The following is a 15,381-nucleotide window of genomic DNA, read 5'->3' as shown; positions in this document are numbered from 1 at the left end:
CAACACAGCAGATTGCCTGCTCCTTGATGAGCCGAACGGACCATGCTGTCGATTGGCCACGATGACGCGGCTTCGCCTAATTGGCGTCGAGCGGCTCGGTGCCGGTGGGCTTGCCCTCGCGCGAGAGGGTAATCTTCTCGATGCGGGCCTCGGCGGTGCGCAGCAGCGCCTCGCAATGGGCCTTGAGCGCTTCGCCGCGCTCATAGATGGCGATGGATTCGGCCAGCGGCGCCCGGCCGCTCTCCAGCTTCTGCACGATCTGCTCGAGCTGCTCCAGCGCTGCCTCGAAGCTCAGCGATTTCACATCGTCATGTGCATTATCGGCCATGGGTCACCCGGTTCCGTTCAGATTGGCATTCATCCCTCGAGCAGCGTCGCCACGTGCTGGCTGGCGCCCCCGGCAAGGCCCTCGAGGTCATAGCCACCTTCGAGCAGCGACACAATGCGGTTGCTGCAGCGCCGCCCGGCCACTTCCATCAACTTTCCCGTGACCCAGCGGAAATCCTCGTCCACCCATTCCAGTTGGGCCAGGGGATCGCGGATATGAGCGTCGAAGCCGGCCGAGATCAGCACGATGTCGGGCGCGAAATCGTCCAGCGCCGGCAGGATGGCGTCGCGATAGGCCTCGCGCATGGCCTCGCCGCCCGAGCCCGGGCTGAGCCCGGCATTGACGATGTTGCCCGCCCCGGTCTCGCCCGGATCGCCCGTCCCGGGATAGAGCGGTATCTGGTGGCTCGAGGCATAGAAGACGTCGGGGTCGTCCTTGAATATGTCCTGGGTGCCATTGCCGTGATGCACGTCGAAATCGACGATGGCGATACGCTCCGCCCCATATTTCCGCTGCGCCTCGCGCGCCGTTATGGCGATGGTGTTGATAAGGCAGAAGCCCATGGGGCGGGCGATCTCGGCATGGTGGCCGGGCGGGCGGATGGCGCAGAAGGCATTGTCCGCCTCGCCCAGCAAGACCGCATCGAGCGCCGCCAGCGCGCCGCCCAGCCCCGTGGCGGCGGTATCCAGCGACCGGTCGGAAATGAAGGTGTCCGCATCGAGCTGGCCAATGCCCTCGGCCGGCCGCGCACCGCGCAAAAGCCCCAGATAGTGCGGATCGTGCACCAGTTCCGCCAGCATCAAATCGCCATGGGGGGCTTCGCGCCGCACCAATGCCTCGAAGCGGGGCGCGGCCAGCGCCTCGTCCACCGCCCTGATCCGGTCGGCGCGCTCGGGATGGCCCTCCGGGGTGCGATGATCGGCGAAATTGGGCTGGCTGACCAGAAGTGTCGTCACCGCGCTCTCCTTGGCATCGTTCTTCGTCTTGACGCGGGCCGGGCCTGTTGTCAAACAGCCGCCATGACCGATCCCGACCCCCGGACCATCGAGGATGCCGCCGCCCTGCTGCGGGCGGGGCGGCTCTGCGCCTTCCCCACGGAAACCGTCTATGGCCTGGGCGCCGACGCCACCAATGCCGAGGCGGTTCTGTCCATCTACGAAACCAAGGGCCGGCCGCGGTTCAATCCGCTCATCGTCCATTGCGCCGACCTTGCCATGGCCGAGCGGCTCGCCCTGTTCTCCGATCCGGCCCGGCGCCTCGCCCAGGCCTTCTGGCCGGGGCCGCTGAGCCTGGTGCTGCCGTTGCGGCCGGGCCACGGGCTTGCCGACATCGTCACCGCCGGGCTGATGACGGTGGCGCTGCGGGTGCCCGATCACGAACTGGCGCTGGCGCTGCTGCGCGCGACCGGCCGCCCGCTGGCCGCGCCCTCCGCCAACCCGTCCGGAAAACTCTCGCCCACCACCGCCGCACAGGTGCGCCGCGGCTTTGGCGGCAAGGTGCCGGTGCTCGATGGCGGCCCCTGCGCCAAGGGGGTGGAATCGACCATCCTCGCCATCGAGGGCGAGCGTCTGATCCAGTTGCGCGCCGGGGCGCTGTCGCGCGAGGAGATCGAGGCGGCGACGGGCGTTGCGGTGGAGCGGGCCGCATCCGGCGCGGCGGTTTCGGCGCCGGGCATGCTGCTCAACCACTATGCGCCCGAGGCGAGGATGCGGCTCGAGGCCACGCCGCGTCCCGGCGAGGCCTATCTGGCTTTCGGCGCGGCCACCCCGTTCGCGGGGCCGACGCTGAACCTGTCGGAAAGCGGCGATCTGCGCGAGGCGGCCCGCAATCTCTTTGCCATGATCGCGGCGCTCGATGCCGAAGGCGCCCGGACCATCGCGGTCGCGCCGATCCCCCGGTCCGGGCTGGGCGAGGCCATCAACGACCGCCTGCAACGCGCTGCCGCGCCGCGCGATTGAAGGGCACTGGCCGGCCTAATCCCGCACCTTGTAGGGTTTTTGGTCGCGCATGAAGCGGGCCAGGGCTTCGAGGTCGGCGTCGCCGCCCGGGGGCAGCACGACGCGGACGTTCACGTATAGGTCGCCATCGCCATAAAGCCCTTTGCCCTTGAGACGCAGGGCCTTGGAGGTATCGACGCCCGGCGGCAGGTTGAGCTCCACCGGCCCGTCCAGCGTCGGCACGCGCACCTTGGCGCCCAGCACCGCCTCGTAGAGCGTGACCGGAACGTCGGTGCGCACGTCATGGCCGTCGCGCCGGAAGCTCTTGGATTTTTCGAAGCGTATGGTCACCAGCGCGTCGCCGGGCTCGCCCAGGGGATTGGCCGCGCCCTGCCCCTTGAGGCGGATCTGCTGGCCTTCCTCCACCTTCTCGGGCAGCTTGACCGAGAGCATCTTGCCCGAGGGCATGCGCACCGGCACCGAGGCGGCCTTGTGGGCGTCCTCGAGCGAAATCGCCACATTGACGACGATGTCCTCGCCCTTGCTGCGCATGCCCGCGCCGCCGGCCGTGCCGGTCCCGGCAAAGGGGTCCCACTGGGCCCCGCCCCGGGCGCCGCCGCGCGGCTGGCCGCCGAAGCCGCTCATGAATTCCTTGAGGATGTCCTCCGCCGAAAAAGCGCCGGCCCCGGCACCGGGACGGGCGCCGCGGCTGGCCCCGCCGCCAAAACCGCCATTGCCGAAGCCGGCGAAGCGCGGATTGCCCTCGGCGTCGATTTCGCCGCGGTCGTACTGGCCCCGCTTCTCCTTGTCGTTGAGCAGGTCATAGGCATGCGTCGCCTCGGCGAACTTGCCGTGGGCGGAAGGATCGTTCGGGTTCTGGTCGGGGTGGAATTTCTTGGCCAGCTTGCGATAGGCGGACTTGATGTCCTTCTCGCTTGCGGACCGCGACACCCCGAGGACGGTGTAAGGATCGCGCATTTGGTCCAATCTTGGTTCGCGGGCCGCAACCCGCCGTCATTGGGGCATTGTTTGCCCCGTCATTGCCGTTCTATATGGCGATGCCCCTTGGCATTGTCCAGTTGTGCCGCGGGCCAGTCGCGGGAAAGACCATCATGCTGCAAACCCTGACCGAACGCCTTTTCGACGATGGCGATCGCACCGACCTCGATCCCTTCGCCGTTTTCGAGGAATGGCTCGCCCTCGCCGAGGAAAGCGAACCCAACGATCCGCATGCCATGGCGCTGGCCAGTGCCGACGAAGCCGGCCTGCCGGACGTGCGCATGGTGCTGCTCAACCGGCGCGATGCGCGGGGCTTTTGCTTCTTCACCAATTTTGACAGCGACAAGGGCCGGCAGTTGCTCGCCAATCCCCAGGCGGCCATGGTCATGCACTGGAAATCGCTGCGCCGGCAGGTGCGCATGCGCGGCAGGGTGGACGTGGTGACCCCGGACGAGGCCGACGACTATTTCGCTTCGCGCCCCAAGGGCAGCCGCATCGCTTCCGCCGCCTCGCTCCAGTCGCGGCCGCTGGCCAGCCGCCGGCAACTGCTCGACGAGGTCGCGGCGCTGACCGCGCGCATCGGCGATGGCGATGCGCCGCGCCCCGCCCACTGGTCCGGCTTCCGCCTCGTGCCGCGCAGCATCGAGTTCTGGAAGGACGGCGAATTCCGCCTCCATGACCGCGTTCGCTTCACCCGCGAGGGGGATGGGGGAAGCTGGTCCAGCGCGCGGCTCTATCCCTAGGGACGAAGGCGGACCGCCGCCGGCACGTTCTTCAAACAAGGGAAACACCTTGCGCCTATGCTGGCGGGCGGAAACTGGGGGATCGGCCGGCGTGCGGATAGTGTTACGAACCTCGAAATGGGCGGTCTGGGCGCGCCGGCTGGGAAGCCTGGCCGTGCCGCTCACCGTGCTGCCGGTGCTCATGCACCGGGAAGGATTTCTGGATTCGGCCAATTTCCTCGTGGTGGCGCTGGCCGCCTGCGCCGTGGCCGGGCTCGCCGTGCTGGTGGCGCTCATCGCCCTGGTGCGGCTGTGGCAGACCGGGGACCGGGGCTGGGACAGGGCGCTTTCCGGCCTGGTTCTGGCGCTGGCCTGTGCCGCGCCCTTCGCCTGGTATGGCTATCTGGCGTGGCACTATCCGGTCGTCACCGACATGGCCACGGCCCCGCGCAACCAGCTACCGCTGATCTTCGAGCCCGATACGGCGGCCATGCCCCCGCCGCGCCTGCTGCCGCCGGACGAGCAGGGCCGCCGCTTTCCCAATGCCGCCACCCGCTCCTATCCGCTCGACCCGGTCCAGCTTTTCGCGCTGGCCGAGCGCCTGGTGCAGTCGCGGGGCTGGGAGATTCGCCTGCGCCGCGAGCCCGGCGGGCCGGACGGCGCCGGCCGCCTCAACGCCCGCATCCTCACCCTGCCGGGCTGGCGGGAAGAGGCGGTGCTGCGCGTCTTCCCCGCGCCCGAGGGCGCAGCCGTCGACATGCGCTCGGCCTCCATCGGCGCGCCCCATGATTTCGGCTCCAACGGCAACCGCATCAGCGAATTCATGGTGGCGCTGGACAATGAGGTCACCACTTTCCTGCGCGACAATCCCGGCATCGACGAACCCGTCCCGTTGGAGGCGGAGCCCAGCCCGGACGTCGAGAGCGAGAGCGGCTGAGATCGCCTAAGGACTCAAGGTCCGCTGCACCGCCCGGTCCCAGCCTGCGATCTTGGCCTGGCGCAGCTCCGCATCCATGGCCGGCTCGAAGCGCCGGTCGCGCGCCCAGCTTCGGGAAAACTCCTCCATGCCCGGCCACAGGCCCGCCTTCATGCCCGCAAGCCAGGCCGCACCCAGCGCGGTGGTTTCCAGAATGGTGGGCCGATCGACCGGCGCGTCGAGAATGTCGGCGAGGAACTGCATGGTCCAGTCCGAGGCGACCATGCCCCCATCGACGCGCAGCACCGTGTCGCCGTCATGGCCTTTCCAGTCCTTGCGCATGGCTTCGAGCAGGTCGCGCGTCTGGTAGCAGACCGCCTCCAGCGCGGCGCGGGCGATCTCGGCGGGGCCCGAATTGCGGGTGAGGCCGTAAATGGCGCCGCGCGCTTCCGCATCCCACCACGGCGCGCCCAGCCCGACAAAGGCAGGCACCATATAGACGTGCTGGCCGGGATCGGCCGACTGCGCCAGCGGCCCGGTCTCGCTGGCATGCTTCACCAGTTTCAGCCCGTCGCGAATCCATTGCACCGCCGCGCCGGCGACGAAGATCGAGCCTTCCAGCGCATAGGTGGTTTCCCCGCCGAGGCGGTAGGCGATGGTGGTCAGGAGCCGGTTTTCAGAGCGCACCATGTCCTTGCCGGTATTGAGCAGGGCGAAGCAGCCGGTGCCGTAGGTCGACTTGACCATGCCCGGCGCGAAACAGGCCTGGCCGATCGTGGCCGCATGCTGGTCCCCCGCCACCCCGAGAATGGGAATGGCGGCGCCGAACAGCTTTTCCTCGGTCGCGCCGAAATCGTCGGCGCAGTCCTTGACCTCCGGCAACAGGGCCATGGGCACGTCGAGCAGCCTGCAAAGCTCCTCGTCCCAGTGATTGCCGCCGATGTCGTAGAGCAGGGTACGGCCGGCATTGGTGGCGTCGGTCGCATGCACCTTGCCGCCCGTCAGCCGCCAGATGAGGAAGCTGTCCACCGTGCCGAAGGCCAATTCGCCCCTTTCGGCCCGCTGGCGCGCGCCCTCGACCTTGTCGAGCAGCCATTTGACCTTGGTGCCGGAGAAATAGGGATCGAGCAGCAGGCCGGTCCTTTGGGTGAACAGCTCCTCATGCCCGTCTTCGCGCAGCCGGGCGCAGAGGGCGGCGGTGCGCCGGTCCTGCCAGACGATGGCGTTGTGGATGGGCCTGCCGGTTTCCCGGTCCCAGATCACCACCGTCTCGCGCTGATTGGTGATGCCGATGGCGCCGATCTGGCCCGCCTCGGCGCCGGCCTCCTTCAGTGCCGTCCGTACCGACCAGACGACGCTCTCCCAGATTTCCTCCGGATCGTGCTCGACCCAGCCATCCTGCGGGAAGATCTGGGTGAATTCCTTCTGGCCGATCCCGGCGATGCGCCGCTCGGCGTCGAACAATATGGCCCGGCTCGAGGTCGTGCCCTGGTCGATGGCCAGGATGAATTTGGTCATGTGCTGCTCCCCCGGGGAATTGCCTTCCCGCTCGATCTTTGTGTTCCGTCAGCGGCCCGCCAGATAGTCCTCGAGCCGCGCGGCATCCTCGGCGCCGACCCGCAGGCCGAGTTTCGTGCGCCGCCACAGCACGTCTTGTGCCGTCCGCGCCCATTCCTGTGCAACCAGATAATCCACTTCGGCCTGATAAAGATCGGCGCCGAAATGGGTGCCCAGATCGCTCTCGCTCCCGGCATCGCCCAGCAGCGCCCGTGCCCTCGTGCCGTAAAGCCGCATCAGCCGCCGCAACAGGCCGGTGCCGAGCCCCGGATAGTCGAGGCCCAACCGCCGCACTTCCGCCTCGAAGCTCTTCGGCCCGAAATCGCCGCCCGGCAGCGTGCCCGTCCTGGTCCAGGCCGCACCCTTGCGGCCCAGCACGTCCCCGATCTTTTCCAGCGCCGCTTCGGCCAGCCGCCGCGAGGTAGTGAGCTTGCCCCCGAACACGTTGAGCGCGGCGCCGGTCGTCGCATCGCCGTCGAGCTTGAGCACATAGTCGCGCGTCGCCTCCTGGGCGGCGCTGGCGCCGTCGTCGTAAAGCGGCCGCACGCCCGAATAGGCCCAGACGATGTCGTCACGCGTCACCGGCGCGGCGAAATATTCGCTCGCCGCGGCAAGGAGATAATCCTTCTCCTCCTCGGTGATCTTCACCTCCCCCGGATCGCCGCGATAGTCGCGGTCGGTGGTGCCGATCAGGGTGAAATCGCCCTCATAGGGGATGGCGAAGAAGATGCGGCCGTCGCTGTTCTGGAAGAAATAGCAGCGGTCGTGCGCGTAGAGCTTTTTCACCACGATGTGGCTGCCCTGGACCAGCCGTACATTGTGCGCGCCATGCTCGCCCATCACCGTGTCGACGACCTCGTCGACCCAGGGGCCGGCGGCGTTGACCAGGAGGCGCGCCCGGACGCTCCGCCGTCCGTCCTCGCCATCCAGGTCCACGGTCCAGCCGCCATTCTCGCGCCGGGCCGCAACCACCCTGGTGCGCACGTGGATCCTGGCGCCCCGATCGGCGGCGCCGCGCGCGTTCAGCACGACGAAGCGCGCATCGTCGACCCAGCAATCGGAATATTCGAACCCCAGGCGATAGCCCGGCTTGAGGGGCCGGCCGGCCTCGTCGCTGGTGAGATCCAGCGTCCTTGTGGGGGGCAGCAGGCGGCGTCCGCCCATATAGTCATACATGGCCAGCCCCGCGCGCAGCACCATGGCCGGCCGCATGCCCTTGTGGTGCGGCAAAACGAAACGCAACGGCCAGATGATATGCGGCGCCGAGGCCCACAGGACTTCGCGCTCGGCCAGCGCCTCGTGCACCAGCCTGAATTCGTAGTGTTCGAGATAGCGCAATCCGCCATGGATCAGCTTGGTGGCGGCGGAACTTGTGCCCGAGGCGAGGTCGTTCATTTCCGCCAGCGCCACCGAGTAGCCGCGTCCCGCCGCGTCGCGCGCCACGCTCGTGCCGTTGATCCCGCCCCCGATCACGAAGATATCCAGCATGGCCCCATTCCATTCGTCCCCGACATATTTCGTTTATATGCCAATTGCTTTCGTTATGAAAAGGATACAGTTTCGTTTTTATCTGCCATACAAGATGCGCATTGACCTCTCTCCGCCCACGGGATAGGGCAGGGGCCGTTTCCCCGCCTCGGGCCCGGATCCCGGCCAATGCTTTCCATTCTCGCCGTCATCGCGCCCATCTTCGCGCTCATCGCCTTCGGCTTCGGCGCCGTCCGCCTGCGTCTGTTTCCGGCCGAAGGCGTCAAGGCGCTCATCGCCTTCGTCAATAATTTCGCCACGCCCTGCCTGCTGTTCTATTCCATCAGTAGCAGCGATTTCCGCTCCGCCTTCAATATCGGCATTATCGGCCCCTATTATTTCGGCGCCATCGTCTGCTTCGTCATCGGCATCGTCATCGCCCGCCGCGTCTTCGCCAACCGGCCGGGCGAAAGCGTTTCGGTGGGCTTTGCCGGCATGTTCACCAATACGGTGCTGGTCGGCCTGCCGATCATGACCCGCGCCTATGGCGAGGAGGCGCTGCCGGTCACCCTTTCCATCATCGGCCTGCACGGCGCCATCCTGCTGACCCTGGGCATGATCACCATGGAACTGACCCGCCGCGACGGCCAGCCGCTGGGGCGTACCCTGGTGGTGGCGGCGCAGCGGGTGGGATCGAACCCTCTCATCTGGGGCATCGTCGCGGGCATTGCCGGCTCGCTCGCCGGCCTGGAACTGATCGAGCCCGCCGCCGCCTTCTTTTCCATGATGGCCCAGGCCGTGGTGCCGGTCGCCCTTTTCGGCATTGGCGGGGCGCTCAATGAATTCCGGCTGTCCGACAACTGGAAGCAGGCGCTGGTGGCGGCGCTGATCAAGCTGATCGTCCACCCGGCCATCGCTTATGTGCTGATGATCTGGGTGATGCGCGTGCCCCTCGACATCGCCCGCTACGGCATCCTGCTTTCCTCCATGCCCGCCGGGATCAACATCTACGTCTTCGCCACCTATTACGATCGCGGCACCAGCGTCGCCGCCAACGCCATCCTCATCGGCACCATATTGTCGGCGCTGACGATCTCGGCGTGGCTCTATATCCTGAGCTTCTAGCCCGCCCGGGCGCATCCGAAGGACCCTGATTCATGACCGTTGAAATTCTCCAGACCTCCCCTCTCCTGGCCTCCTGCGAGGCGGCGCTGGCCGAGCGCTATACCGTCCACAAGCTGCATGAACAGGACGACAAGCAGGGCTGGCTGGCGCAAAACGGGAGCCGCATCCGCGCCCATGCCGGCGCCGGCGTGCAGGCCGATCTCATGGACAAGCTCCCCAATCTCGAAATCATCGCCAGTTTCGGGGTGGGCTACGACTCCATCGACGTCGCCGCCGCCCGCGCCCGCAATGTCCGCGTCACCAATACGCCCGACGTGCTCAACGACGCGGTGGCCGAACTCACCATCGGTCTGATGATCGCCCTTGCGCGCCGCATTCCCCAGGCCGACCGCTTCGTGCGCCAGGGCAAGTGGATGGCGGGCAATTACGGCCTGTTTTCCGAGCTTACCGGCAAGACCGTGGGCATTCTGGGGCTCGGCCGCATCGGCAAGGAGATCGCCATCCGTGCCCAGGCCATGAAGATGCGGGTGGTCTATCATGGCCGCCGCCAGCAGCCGGCGGTCCCTTACGTCTATTACGACAATCTCGAGAACATGGCCCGCGACAGCGACTGGCTGGTCATCATCGCGCCGGGCGGCAGGAACACGGACGGCATCGTCTCGCGCCAGGTGCTCGAGGCGCTCGGTCCCGAAGGGCGTCTCGTCAACGTCGCCCGCGGCACGCTGATCGACGAGGCGGCCATGGTGGAAATGCTGGCGAGTGGAAGGTTGGGCGGCGCCGCGCTCGACGTCTTCGCCGAGGAGCCGAGCGTCCCCGAGGCGCTGCTGGAGCTCGACAATGTCGTCCTCTCCCCCCACCAGGGCAGCGCCACCCACCAGACCCGCGACGCCATGGGCGCGCTGCTGGTGGCCAATCTCGACGCTCATTTCGCCGGCGAGCCGCTGCTCAGCGCGGTGGTGTAGGCGGCGGTGCGCGCGCTCCCCTTGAAGGAGGCTGGGGAGGGGGTGGCTTGTGGATCACCGAAGGCCCCTCCACCCCCGACCCCTCCCGGGGAGGGGAGCAAAAGGCGCTGATGCCGCTGGACAGTGAAAGACCCTAAAATACCCGCTCGAACGTATCGGGGTGGAAGAACTGCATTTCCTCGCCGCCGCCGGGCTTGCGCACGAAGGCGCGGATGCAGCCATCCCACATTTCGGCGCGGGTGGCATCGACGCCCCGCTGCCGCAGGCGCATCAGATTGAACTGGTCCCGGTCCTCCGAGGTGAACCTGCCGCCGACCGAGACGCCGAAGGAGATATGCACGCCCGGCGTGTTGACGTAGCAATTGGGGCCGGCAAGGGCGGTGCCGGTCAGGGCGAGCAGGAGGGCGATTGCGGCGCTGATGCGGATCATCTCTGTCTCCTCGGCGGAACGCTATCCATAAGGGTCAAATGCGGCGGTCCTGCGCCGCCCTCTCCTGCATCCGCACCAGCATCACCACGGCGGGAATGGCGAAGCTCAGCATCAGCAGCCGGATCACGTGGTGGGCGGCGATGAAGGCGGTGTCGTAGCCCAGCGCTATGCCCAGCGCCCCCATGCCTTCCAGCGCCCCCGGCGAGAGCCCCAGCCAGATCTGCCCGAACGGCATGTCCACCAGTTGCGCCACGCCCAGGGCGACGGCGGTGACGATGCTGAGGGTCATGGCGGTGGCGATCAGCCCGCCCAGCGCGGCGGACATGAATTCGACGCGGGTGATGCCGATGAAGCGCGACCCGATCAGCGCCCCGGTGAGGATGAAGGTGAAGATGACGAGCGGGATCGGCATGGCCTCGGTATAGAGCCCGCCCAGCTTGGCCGCGGTCGAGGCCGCCATGGCGCCCAGCACCATGCCCGCCGGCACTTTGAGCCAGACGAAGGCCAGCCCCATGGCGACGCACCCTCCCGCCAGCGCCAGCAATTGCAGCGGCCCCAGAAAGGCGTCGGGCGCGGGCGGGCTGAAATGGTCGACCGGCAGGAACACCGCGCCGATCGGCACGGCGATGGTCAGCATCAATATGCGGATGACCTGGATGATGACGATCTGGCGCGCATTGCCCACCCCCGTCGCGGCGATCCCCAGAATGAAGGACAGGTGCCCGGGAAAGGAGCTGAGATAGGCGGTGCCCGCATCGAGCCCGAAAAACCGTGTCAGCATCCAGCCGGTGGTGGCGATGATGACGACCAGTTCCAGCGCCAGCGCGGTGAGGCTGACCGGCCAGGAGGCGAGCAGCGTCAGGCTGTCGGGAGCGACGCTGGCGCCCATCGACATGCCGATGAGGATGAAGGAGAGGTCCCGCAATCGCGCCGGCATGGCGACCGGGGCGCCCAGCATCGCCGCCACGGTGACCCCCAGGGCCCCGCCCATCAGCCATCCCGCCGGCAGGCCGGCAAGCTCGGCCAGGCCGCCGCAGATCGCGGATATGGCCAGCGTCAGCAAAACCGGGAACAGGGCGGACGGGGAGAAGCGGGTGGCGGACATGTCGCTATTGCTTACCCGATCCGCCGGTGCCGCAAAAGGCCGTGCGGGCCGCTTCGGGGATCATTCCGGTTTCAGCGCCCTTTCGGCCAGCTCCACCCAATAGCTGACGCCGATGGGGATGACCTCGTCGTTGAAATCATAGGTTTCGGTATGCAGCTCCGGCCCATCGCCATTGCCGATGAAGATATAGGCGCCGGGCCGCTCGTTGAGCATGAAGGAAAAATCCTCGCCGCCCATCGACGGCATGGTGTCCCGGTCCACCCGCTCCTCGCCCACCACCGCGGCGGCGACATCGGCGGCGAAGGCGGTCTGCCGCGGCGCGTTGACGGTCACCGGATAGCCGCGCACATAGCGGATGGCGGCGCTGGCGCCGAAGCCGGCGGCGAATTGCGGCACCATCTCCCCCAGCCGCCGCTCGACGAGGTCCTGGACCGCGCCGTCGAGGGTGCGCACCGTGCCGGTGATGCGGGCGGTCTGGGAGATCACATTGTCCGCCTCCCCCGCCTCGATCATGGTGACGCTGAGCACGGCGCTGTCCAGCGGGTCGAGATTGCGCGACACGATGGTCTGCAAGGCCGTCACCAAATGCGCGGCGACGACGATGGGGTCGATGGTCTGCTGCGGCCTGGCCGCATGGCCGCCCTGGCCGGTGACCTCGATGTAGAACCGGTCGGTCGCCGCCATGATGCCGCCGGCACGGATGCCGAAATGCCCCAGCTTCATGCCGGGCCAGTTGTGCATGCCATAGACCTCGGCGATGTCGAATCTTTCGATCAGCCCGTCCTCGATCATTACCTTGCCGCCGCCGCCGCCTTCCTCGGCCGGCTGGAAGATCAGCGCCACGCGTCCCTCGAAATTGCGGGTCTCGGCCAGATATTTCGCTGCGCCCAGCAGCATGGCGGTGTGCCCGTCATGGCCGCAGGCATGCATCTTCCCCGGAACGGTCGAGGCGTGCGGCAGGCCGGTCTTCTCGGTCATCGGCAACGCATCCATATCGGCGCGCAGCCCGATGGTGCGCCCGCTTCCGGCACCCCGCCCCTCGATGATGCCCACGACGCCGGTGCGCCCGAGGCCCGTCACCACCTCGTCGCAGCCGAAGGACCGGAGCTTTTCGGCCACGATGGCCGATGTGCGGGGCAGGTCGAACAGGATTTCGGGATGGGCGTGGAAGTCGCGCCGCCAGGCGGCGATTTCGGCGTGGAACTCGGCGATACGATTGAGAACGGGCATGTGGATCTTTGAACTGTGGCGATCCGCGACAGTGTCCGCCCGGCCGCCCGCCGTCAACCGCCGGCGGCGCTGCGAAAGGCGCCCGATTTAGTTGTCGGCAGGTGCGATCGGGCCGAGATGGTGGCGGAGGCGGTCATCCAGAAGGGTTCCGAGAGCATCGGGCAAATGTCCGATGACTTCGGCGTAGGATGATTCGATGGCGGCGATTTTGGCGGTACGGATCAGCGACGGGGCCGGCAGGCCCATGCTCCGATGATTTTCGACGAGAAGAATGTGGGCGGGCCAGGGCCGGTTCTCCGCGCTGGTGATCATAAGGACCCAAAGCAGATGGGATTGCGCGTGAAAGGCCGAAGAGGATACCACAACTGCCGGCCGTCGCTGCCGCACGGGTCGATCGGTATAGGGAAAGGGAACGCGAACGATGGCGCCGCGCTTAAAGATCGGCATAGGCGCGCCGGTCGGCATCGCTGTCCCATTCGCTGAAGGTGGCGAAGGGGTCTTCCGCTGTCTCCGTGGGCACGCGCGTCAGTACCACCCGGCCATCTTCGATGGCATAGGCGATCTCGTCCCCTTCGCGCAGCCGCAGGGCCGTGCGCACCGCTTGTGGAATCGTCGTCTGGGCCTTGCTACTGATTTTACTCGTGATTATGCGGACCTCCGCACGCAATGTAAGGAAGATCCTTGCCTATGCCAAGGCCGGGGCCAGCCGGCGCGCAATGGCGCGGTAGGCGGCGGCTTCGGGACCGTCCGGCTCCCTGGCGACCGGCGGGGCGCCGGCGTCGGAGGCTTCGCGGATCGACATGACCAGCGGGACGGCACCGAGAAAGTCGGCGCCCAGCGCCGCCGCAGCCTTTTCCACCCCGCCCGAGCCGAAGATATCGTAGCGGTTGCCGGTATCGGGCGCGATGAAATAGCTCATGTTCTCGACGATGCCGAGCACGGGAACCGACATGCGGCGCAGCATGTCGATCGCCTTTTGCGCGTCGACCAGCGCCAGGTCCTGGGGCGTCGAGACGATGACCACCCCATCCACCACCGTTTGCTGGAACAGCGCGATATGGATGTCGCCGGTGCCCGGCGGCAAATCGATGACCAATACGTCGAGCCCGCCCCAATCGGTTTCGCGCAAAAGCTGGCGCAGGCCGGACGTGGCCATGGGGCCGCGCCACACCACCGCCTGCCCGGGCACCAGCATGGAGCCGATGGACATGACTTTCAGCCCATAGGCCTCGTGCGGGGTGAAGATGCCGTCGTCGCGGATGGTCGGCTTGCCCTCGATGCCGAGCAGCTTGGGCACGGAGGGTCCGTAAAGATCGGCGTCGAGCACGCCGACCCTGAGCCCTTCGGCCTGCAGCGCCAAGGCGAGGTTGATCGCGGTGGTGGACTTGCCGACCCCGCCCTTGCCCGAGCCCACGGCGAGGATGTGCCGGACCCCCGACACCGCTGTTTTGCCCGGCGGGGTGGCCGACCCATGGGAGAATTTGGGCGCCTTGGCCTTTTCGGCGGTCAGCGAAACCATGACCTTGCGGGCGCCGCCCAGCGTTTCGGCGGCTTTCCGAGCTTCCTCGCGCGCCGGGCCGAAGGCGGTCTCCATGCCGGGCGCCACCGAAATGGCGAAGGCAATGGCGCCGGGAGTGACGATGATGTCGGAAAGGCCCGCATAGGAGGCGAGATCGCCCCCGCCGGGGATTTCCACCCGGCCAAGAGCAGCCTTGATCCGGGCGGCGAGTTCGGTATCGGCCATTGCGCAATGCCGGACGCCTTGCCGCGCCACGGCCCCAATGTCATGCCGGCGCAGGCCGGCATCCATCTCTTCGGTTGCTCCCGCGCGCCTGTCTCGGGGTGGACCCTGGCCTGCGCCGGGGCGACATCGCGATGGCGGGACGGGCCGGCCGTGCCGGCCTAGAGAATGGACTGGCCGGCGGCCTTCCAATCCTTGAGGAAGCCGTCAATGCCCTTGTCGGTCAGCGGATGGGCGGCCAGCTTGCGGATCACGTCGGGGGGGATGGTGGCGACGTCCGCGCCGGCCAGCGCCGCCTGGGTGACGTGGTTGGGCGAGCGGATCGAGGCGGCCAGGATCTGCGTCTCGAACTGATAGTTGTCGTAGATCTGGCGGATGTTCTCGATCAGCTCCATGCCGTCGAGATTGATGTCGTCCAGCCGGCCGATAAAGGGCGAGATATAAGTCGCCCCGGCCTTGGCCGCGAGCAGCGCCTGATTGGCCGAGAAGCACAGCGTCACATTGGTTTTGACGCCCTGGTCCTTGAAATGCTTGGTGGCCTTGAGCCCGGCCAGGGTCAGCGGCAGCTTGATCACCACATTGGAGGCGATCTTGGCCAGATGCTCGCCCTCGGCGACCATGCCGTCATATTCGAGGCTGGCGACCTCGGCCGAAACCGGGCCGGGGACGATGGCGCAGATTTCCGCGATGACTTCCTTGAAGTCGCGGCCGGACTTGGCGACCAGCGACGGATTGGTGGTGACGCCATCGAGGAGGCCGGTTTCGTACAGCTCCTTGATATCCTTGGTTTCCGCAGTGTCGACGAAGAACTTCATCGTTCCCTCCTAAAATCGTGTCGGCCAAACCGTTAAGCCAGATGTAG

17 protein-coding genes are annotated in these 15,381 nt (G+C 67.3%); 5 read left to right on the top strand and 12 right to left on the bottom strand.

Translation table 11 applies throughout. The features are described 5' to 3' along the window. Positions 1-76: 76 nt before the first annotated feature. Together ACFOOL_RS12355 and ACFOOL_RS12350 are read right to left on the bottom strand one after the other, a co-directional pair. A complete protein-coding gene (locus ACFOOL_RS12355) occupies positions 77-328 on the bottom strand; it encodes an exodeoxyribonuclease VII small subunit (protein ID WP_380097404.1) in 252 nt (83 codons plus the stop codon). A gap of 29 nt (positions 329-357) precedes the next feature. Further along, positions 358-1,284 carry a histone deacetylase family protein gene (locus ACFOOL_RS12350; RefSeq protein ID WP_380097403.1) on the bottom strand — a complete coding sequence of 309 codons (927 nt, stop codon included), beginning with the start codon at positions 1,282-1,284 and terminating at the stop codon, positions 358-360. 63 nt (positions 1,285-1,347) lie between these two features. Here ACFOOL_RS12350 and ACFOOL_RS12345 point away from each other — a divergent pair, with 63 nt between their 5' ends. Beyond that, on the top strand, positions 1,348-2,286 hold the full coding sequence (locus ACFOOL_RS12345; protein ID WP_380097402.1) for an L-threonylcarbamoyladenylate synthase: 939 nt from the start codon (positions 1,348-1,350) through the stop codon (positions 2,284-2,286). Between the two features lie 15 nt (positions 2,287-2,301). Here ACFOOL_RS12345 and ACFOOL_RS12340 read toward each other — a convergent pair whose 3' ends face one another. Then, positions 2,302-3,243 (bottom strand): DnaJ C-terminal domain-containing protein, encoded by a 942-nt coding sequence (locus tag ACFOOL_RS12340; protein ID WP_380097401.1) that lies wholly within the window; start codon positions 3,241-3,243, stop codon positions 2,302-2,304. A gap of 134 nt (positions 3,244-3,377) precedes the next feature. Here ACFOOL_RS12340 and pdxH point away from each other — a divergent pair, with 134 nt between their 5' ends. After that, positions 3,378-4,007: a pyridoxamine 5'-phosphate oxidase gene (gene pdxH, locus ACFOOL_RS12335; RefSeq protein ID WP_380097400.1), complete on the top strand. Its 630-nt coding sequence runs from the start codon at positions 3,378-3,380 to the stop codon at positions 4,005-4,007. Between the two features lie 100 nt (positions 4,008-4,107). Further along, positions 4,108-4,923, top strand: coding sequence for a DUF1499 domain-containing protein (locus ACFOOL_RS12330; protein ID WP_380097399.1), 816 nt, complete (start codon positions 4,108-4,110; stop codon positions 4,921-4,923). 6 nt (positions 4,924-4,929) lie between these two features. Here ACFOOL_RS12330 and glpK read toward each other — a convergent pair whose 3' ends face one another. Beyond that, the gene (gene glpK, locus ACFOOL_RS12325; protein WP_380097398.1) at positions 4,930-6,420 is read right to left on the bottom strand and encodes a glycerol kinase GlpK; all 1,491 of its coding nucleotides are present in this window, start codon (positions 6,418-6,420) and stop codon (positions 4,930-4,932) included. 48 nt (positions 6,421-6,468) lie between these two features. Further along, positions 6,469-7,947 carry a glycerol-3-phosphate dehydrogenase gene (gene glpD, locus ACFOOL_RS12320; protein ID WP_380097397.1) on the bottom strand — a complete coding sequence of 493 codons (1,479 nt, stop codon included), beginning with the start codon at positions 7,945-7,947 and terminating at the stop codon, positions 6,469-6,471. A gap of 168 nt (positions 7,948-8,115) precedes the next feature. Here glpD and ACFOOL_RS12315 point away from each other — a divergent pair, with 168 nt between their 5' ends. Together ACFOOL_RS12315 and ACFOOL_RS12310 are read left to right on the top strand one after the other, a co-directional pair. After that, entirely contained in the window at positions 8,116-9,051 is a 936-nt protein-coding gene (locus ACFOOL_RS12315) for an AEC family transporter (RefSeq protein ID WP_380097396.1), read from the top strand. A gap of 32 nt (positions 9,052-9,083) precedes the next feature. Further along, entirely contained in the window at positions 9,084-10,013 is a 930-nt protein-coding gene (locus ACFOOL_RS12310; protein ID WP_380097395.1) for a 2-hydroxyacid dehydrogenase, read from the top strand. A gap of 133 nt (positions 10,014-10,146) precedes the next feature. On the opposite strand, the gene ACFOOL_RS12305 is transcribed toward ACFOOL_RS12310, so the two are convergent. The 7 genes from ACFOOL_RS12305 to fsa form a co-directional block, all read right to left on the bottom strand. After that, on the bottom strand, positions 10,147-10,443 hold the full coding sequence (locus ACFOOL_RS12305) for a hypothetical protein (protein ID WP_380097394.1): 297 nt from the start codon (positions 10,441-10,443) through the stop codon (positions 10,147-10,149). A gap of 34 nt (positions 10,444-10,477) precedes the next feature. Then, a complete protein-coding gene (locus ACFOOL_RS12300; protein ID WP_380097393.1) occupies positions 10,478-11,548 on the bottom strand; it encodes an AbrB family transcriptional regulator in 1,071 nt (356 codons plus the stop codon). 60 nt (positions 11,549-11,608) lie between these two features. Further along, positions 11,609-12,778 carry a M20 aminoacylase family protein gene (locus tag ACFOOL_RS12295; protein WP_380097392.1) on the bottom strand — a complete coding sequence of 390 codons (1,170 nt, stop codon included), beginning with the start codon at positions 12,776-12,778 and terminating at the stop codon, positions 11,609-11,611. Between the two features lie 87 nt (positions 12,779-12,865). Then, on the bottom strand, positions 12,866-13,225 hold the full coding sequence (locus tag ACFOOL_RS12290) for a type II toxin-antitoxin system PemK/MazF family toxin (protein ID WP_380097493.1): 360 nt from the start codon (positions 13,223-13,225) through the stop codon (positions 12,866-12,868). Next, positions 13,212-13,445, bottom strand: a complete 234-nt coding sequence (locus ACFOOL_RS12285; RefSeq protein WP_380097390.1) for a type II toxin-antitoxin system PrlF family antitoxin — start codon at positions 13,443-13,445, stop codon at positions 13,212-13,214. Before ACFOOL_RS12285 ends, ACFOOL_RS12290 begins: the two co-directional genes overlap by 14 nt. 18 nt (positions 13,446-13,463) lie before the next feature. Then, on the bottom strand, positions 13,464-14,522 hold the full coding sequence (locus ACFOOL_RS12280; RefSeq protein ID WP_380097389.1) for an Mrp/NBP35 family ATP-binding protein: 1,059 nt from the start codon (positions 14,520-14,522) through the stop codon (positions 13,464-13,466). A gap of 158 nt (positions 14,523-14,680) precedes the next feature. After that, on the bottom strand, positions 14,681-15,334 hold the full coding sequence (gene fsa / locus ACFOOL_RS12275; RefSeq protein ID WP_380097388.1) for a fructose-6-phosphate aldolase: 654 nt from the start codon (positions 15,332-15,334) through the stop codon (positions 14,681-14,683). Between the last annotated feature and the right edge of the window lie 47 nt (positions 15,335-15,381).

This window comes from Devosia honganensis (assembly GCF_042648785.1).
Classification (GTDB): Bacteria; Pseudomonadota; Alphaproteobacteria; order Rhizobiales; family Devosiaceae; genus Devosia; species Devosia honganensis.
Note: the sequence above shows the minus strand (reverse complement) of the source record. Positions and strands in the feature narration are given on the sequence as shown.

Bases quoted from the DNA above. Each gene is read 5' to 3' on its own strand.
- ACFOOL_RS12355 (WP_380097404.1), bottom strand. From the start codon at position 328: ATGGCCGATAATGCACATGACGATGTGAAATCGCTGAGCTTCGAGGCA.
- ACFOOL_RS12345 (WP_380097402.1), top strand. From the start codon at position 1,348: ATGACCGATCCCGACCCCCGGACCATCGAGGATGCCGCCGCCCTGCTG.
- ACFOOL_RS12340 (WP_380097401.1), bottom strand. From the start codon at position 3,243: ATGCGCGATCCTTACACCGTCCTCGGGGTGTCGCGGTCCGCAAGCGAG.
- pdxH (WP_380097400.1), top strand. From the start codon at position 3,378: ATGCTGCAAACCCTGACCGAACGCCTTTTCGACGATGGCGATCGCACC.
- glpK (WP_380097398.1), bottom strand. From the start codon at position 6,420: ATGACCAAATTCATCCTGGCCATCGACCAGGGCACGACCTCGAGCCGG.
- glpD (WP_380097397.1), bottom strand. From the start codon at position 7,947: ATGCTGGATATCTTCGTGATCGGGGGCGGGATCAACGGCACGAGCGTG.
- ACFOOL_RS12315 (WP_380097396.1), top strand. From the start codon at position 8,116: ATGCTTTCCATTCTCGCCGTCATCGCGCCCATCTTCGCGCTCATCGCC.
- ACFOOL_RS12310 (WP_380097395.1), top strand. From the start codon at position 9,084: ATGACCGTTGAAATTCTCCAGACCTCCCCTCTCCTGGCCTCCTGCGAG.
- ACFOOL_RS12305 (WP_380097394.1), bottom strand. From the start codon at position 10,443: ATGATCCGCATCAGCGCCGCAATCGCCCTCCTGCTCGCCCTGACCGGC.
- ACFOOL_RS12300 (WP_380097393.1), bottom strand. From the start codon at position 11,548: ATGTCCGCCACCCGCTTCTCCCCGTCCGCCCTGTTCCCGGTTTTGCTG.
- ACFOOL_RS12295 (WP_380097392.1), bottom strand. From the start codon at position 12,778: ATGCCCGTTCTCAATCGTATCGCCGAGTTCCACGCCGAAATCGCCGCC.
- ACFOOL_RS12290 (WP_380097493.1), bottom strand. From the start codon at position 13,225: ATGCCGATCTTTAAGCGCGGCGCCATCGTTCGCGTTCCCTTTCCCTAT.
- ACFOOL_RS12280 (WP_380097389.1), bottom strand. From the start codon at position 14,522: ATGGCCGATACCGAACTCGCCGCCCGGATCAAGGCTGCTCTTGGCCGG.
- fsa (WP_380097388.1), bottom strand. From the start codon at position 15,334: ATGAAGTTCTTCGTCGACACTGCGGAAACCAAGGATATCAAGGAGCTG.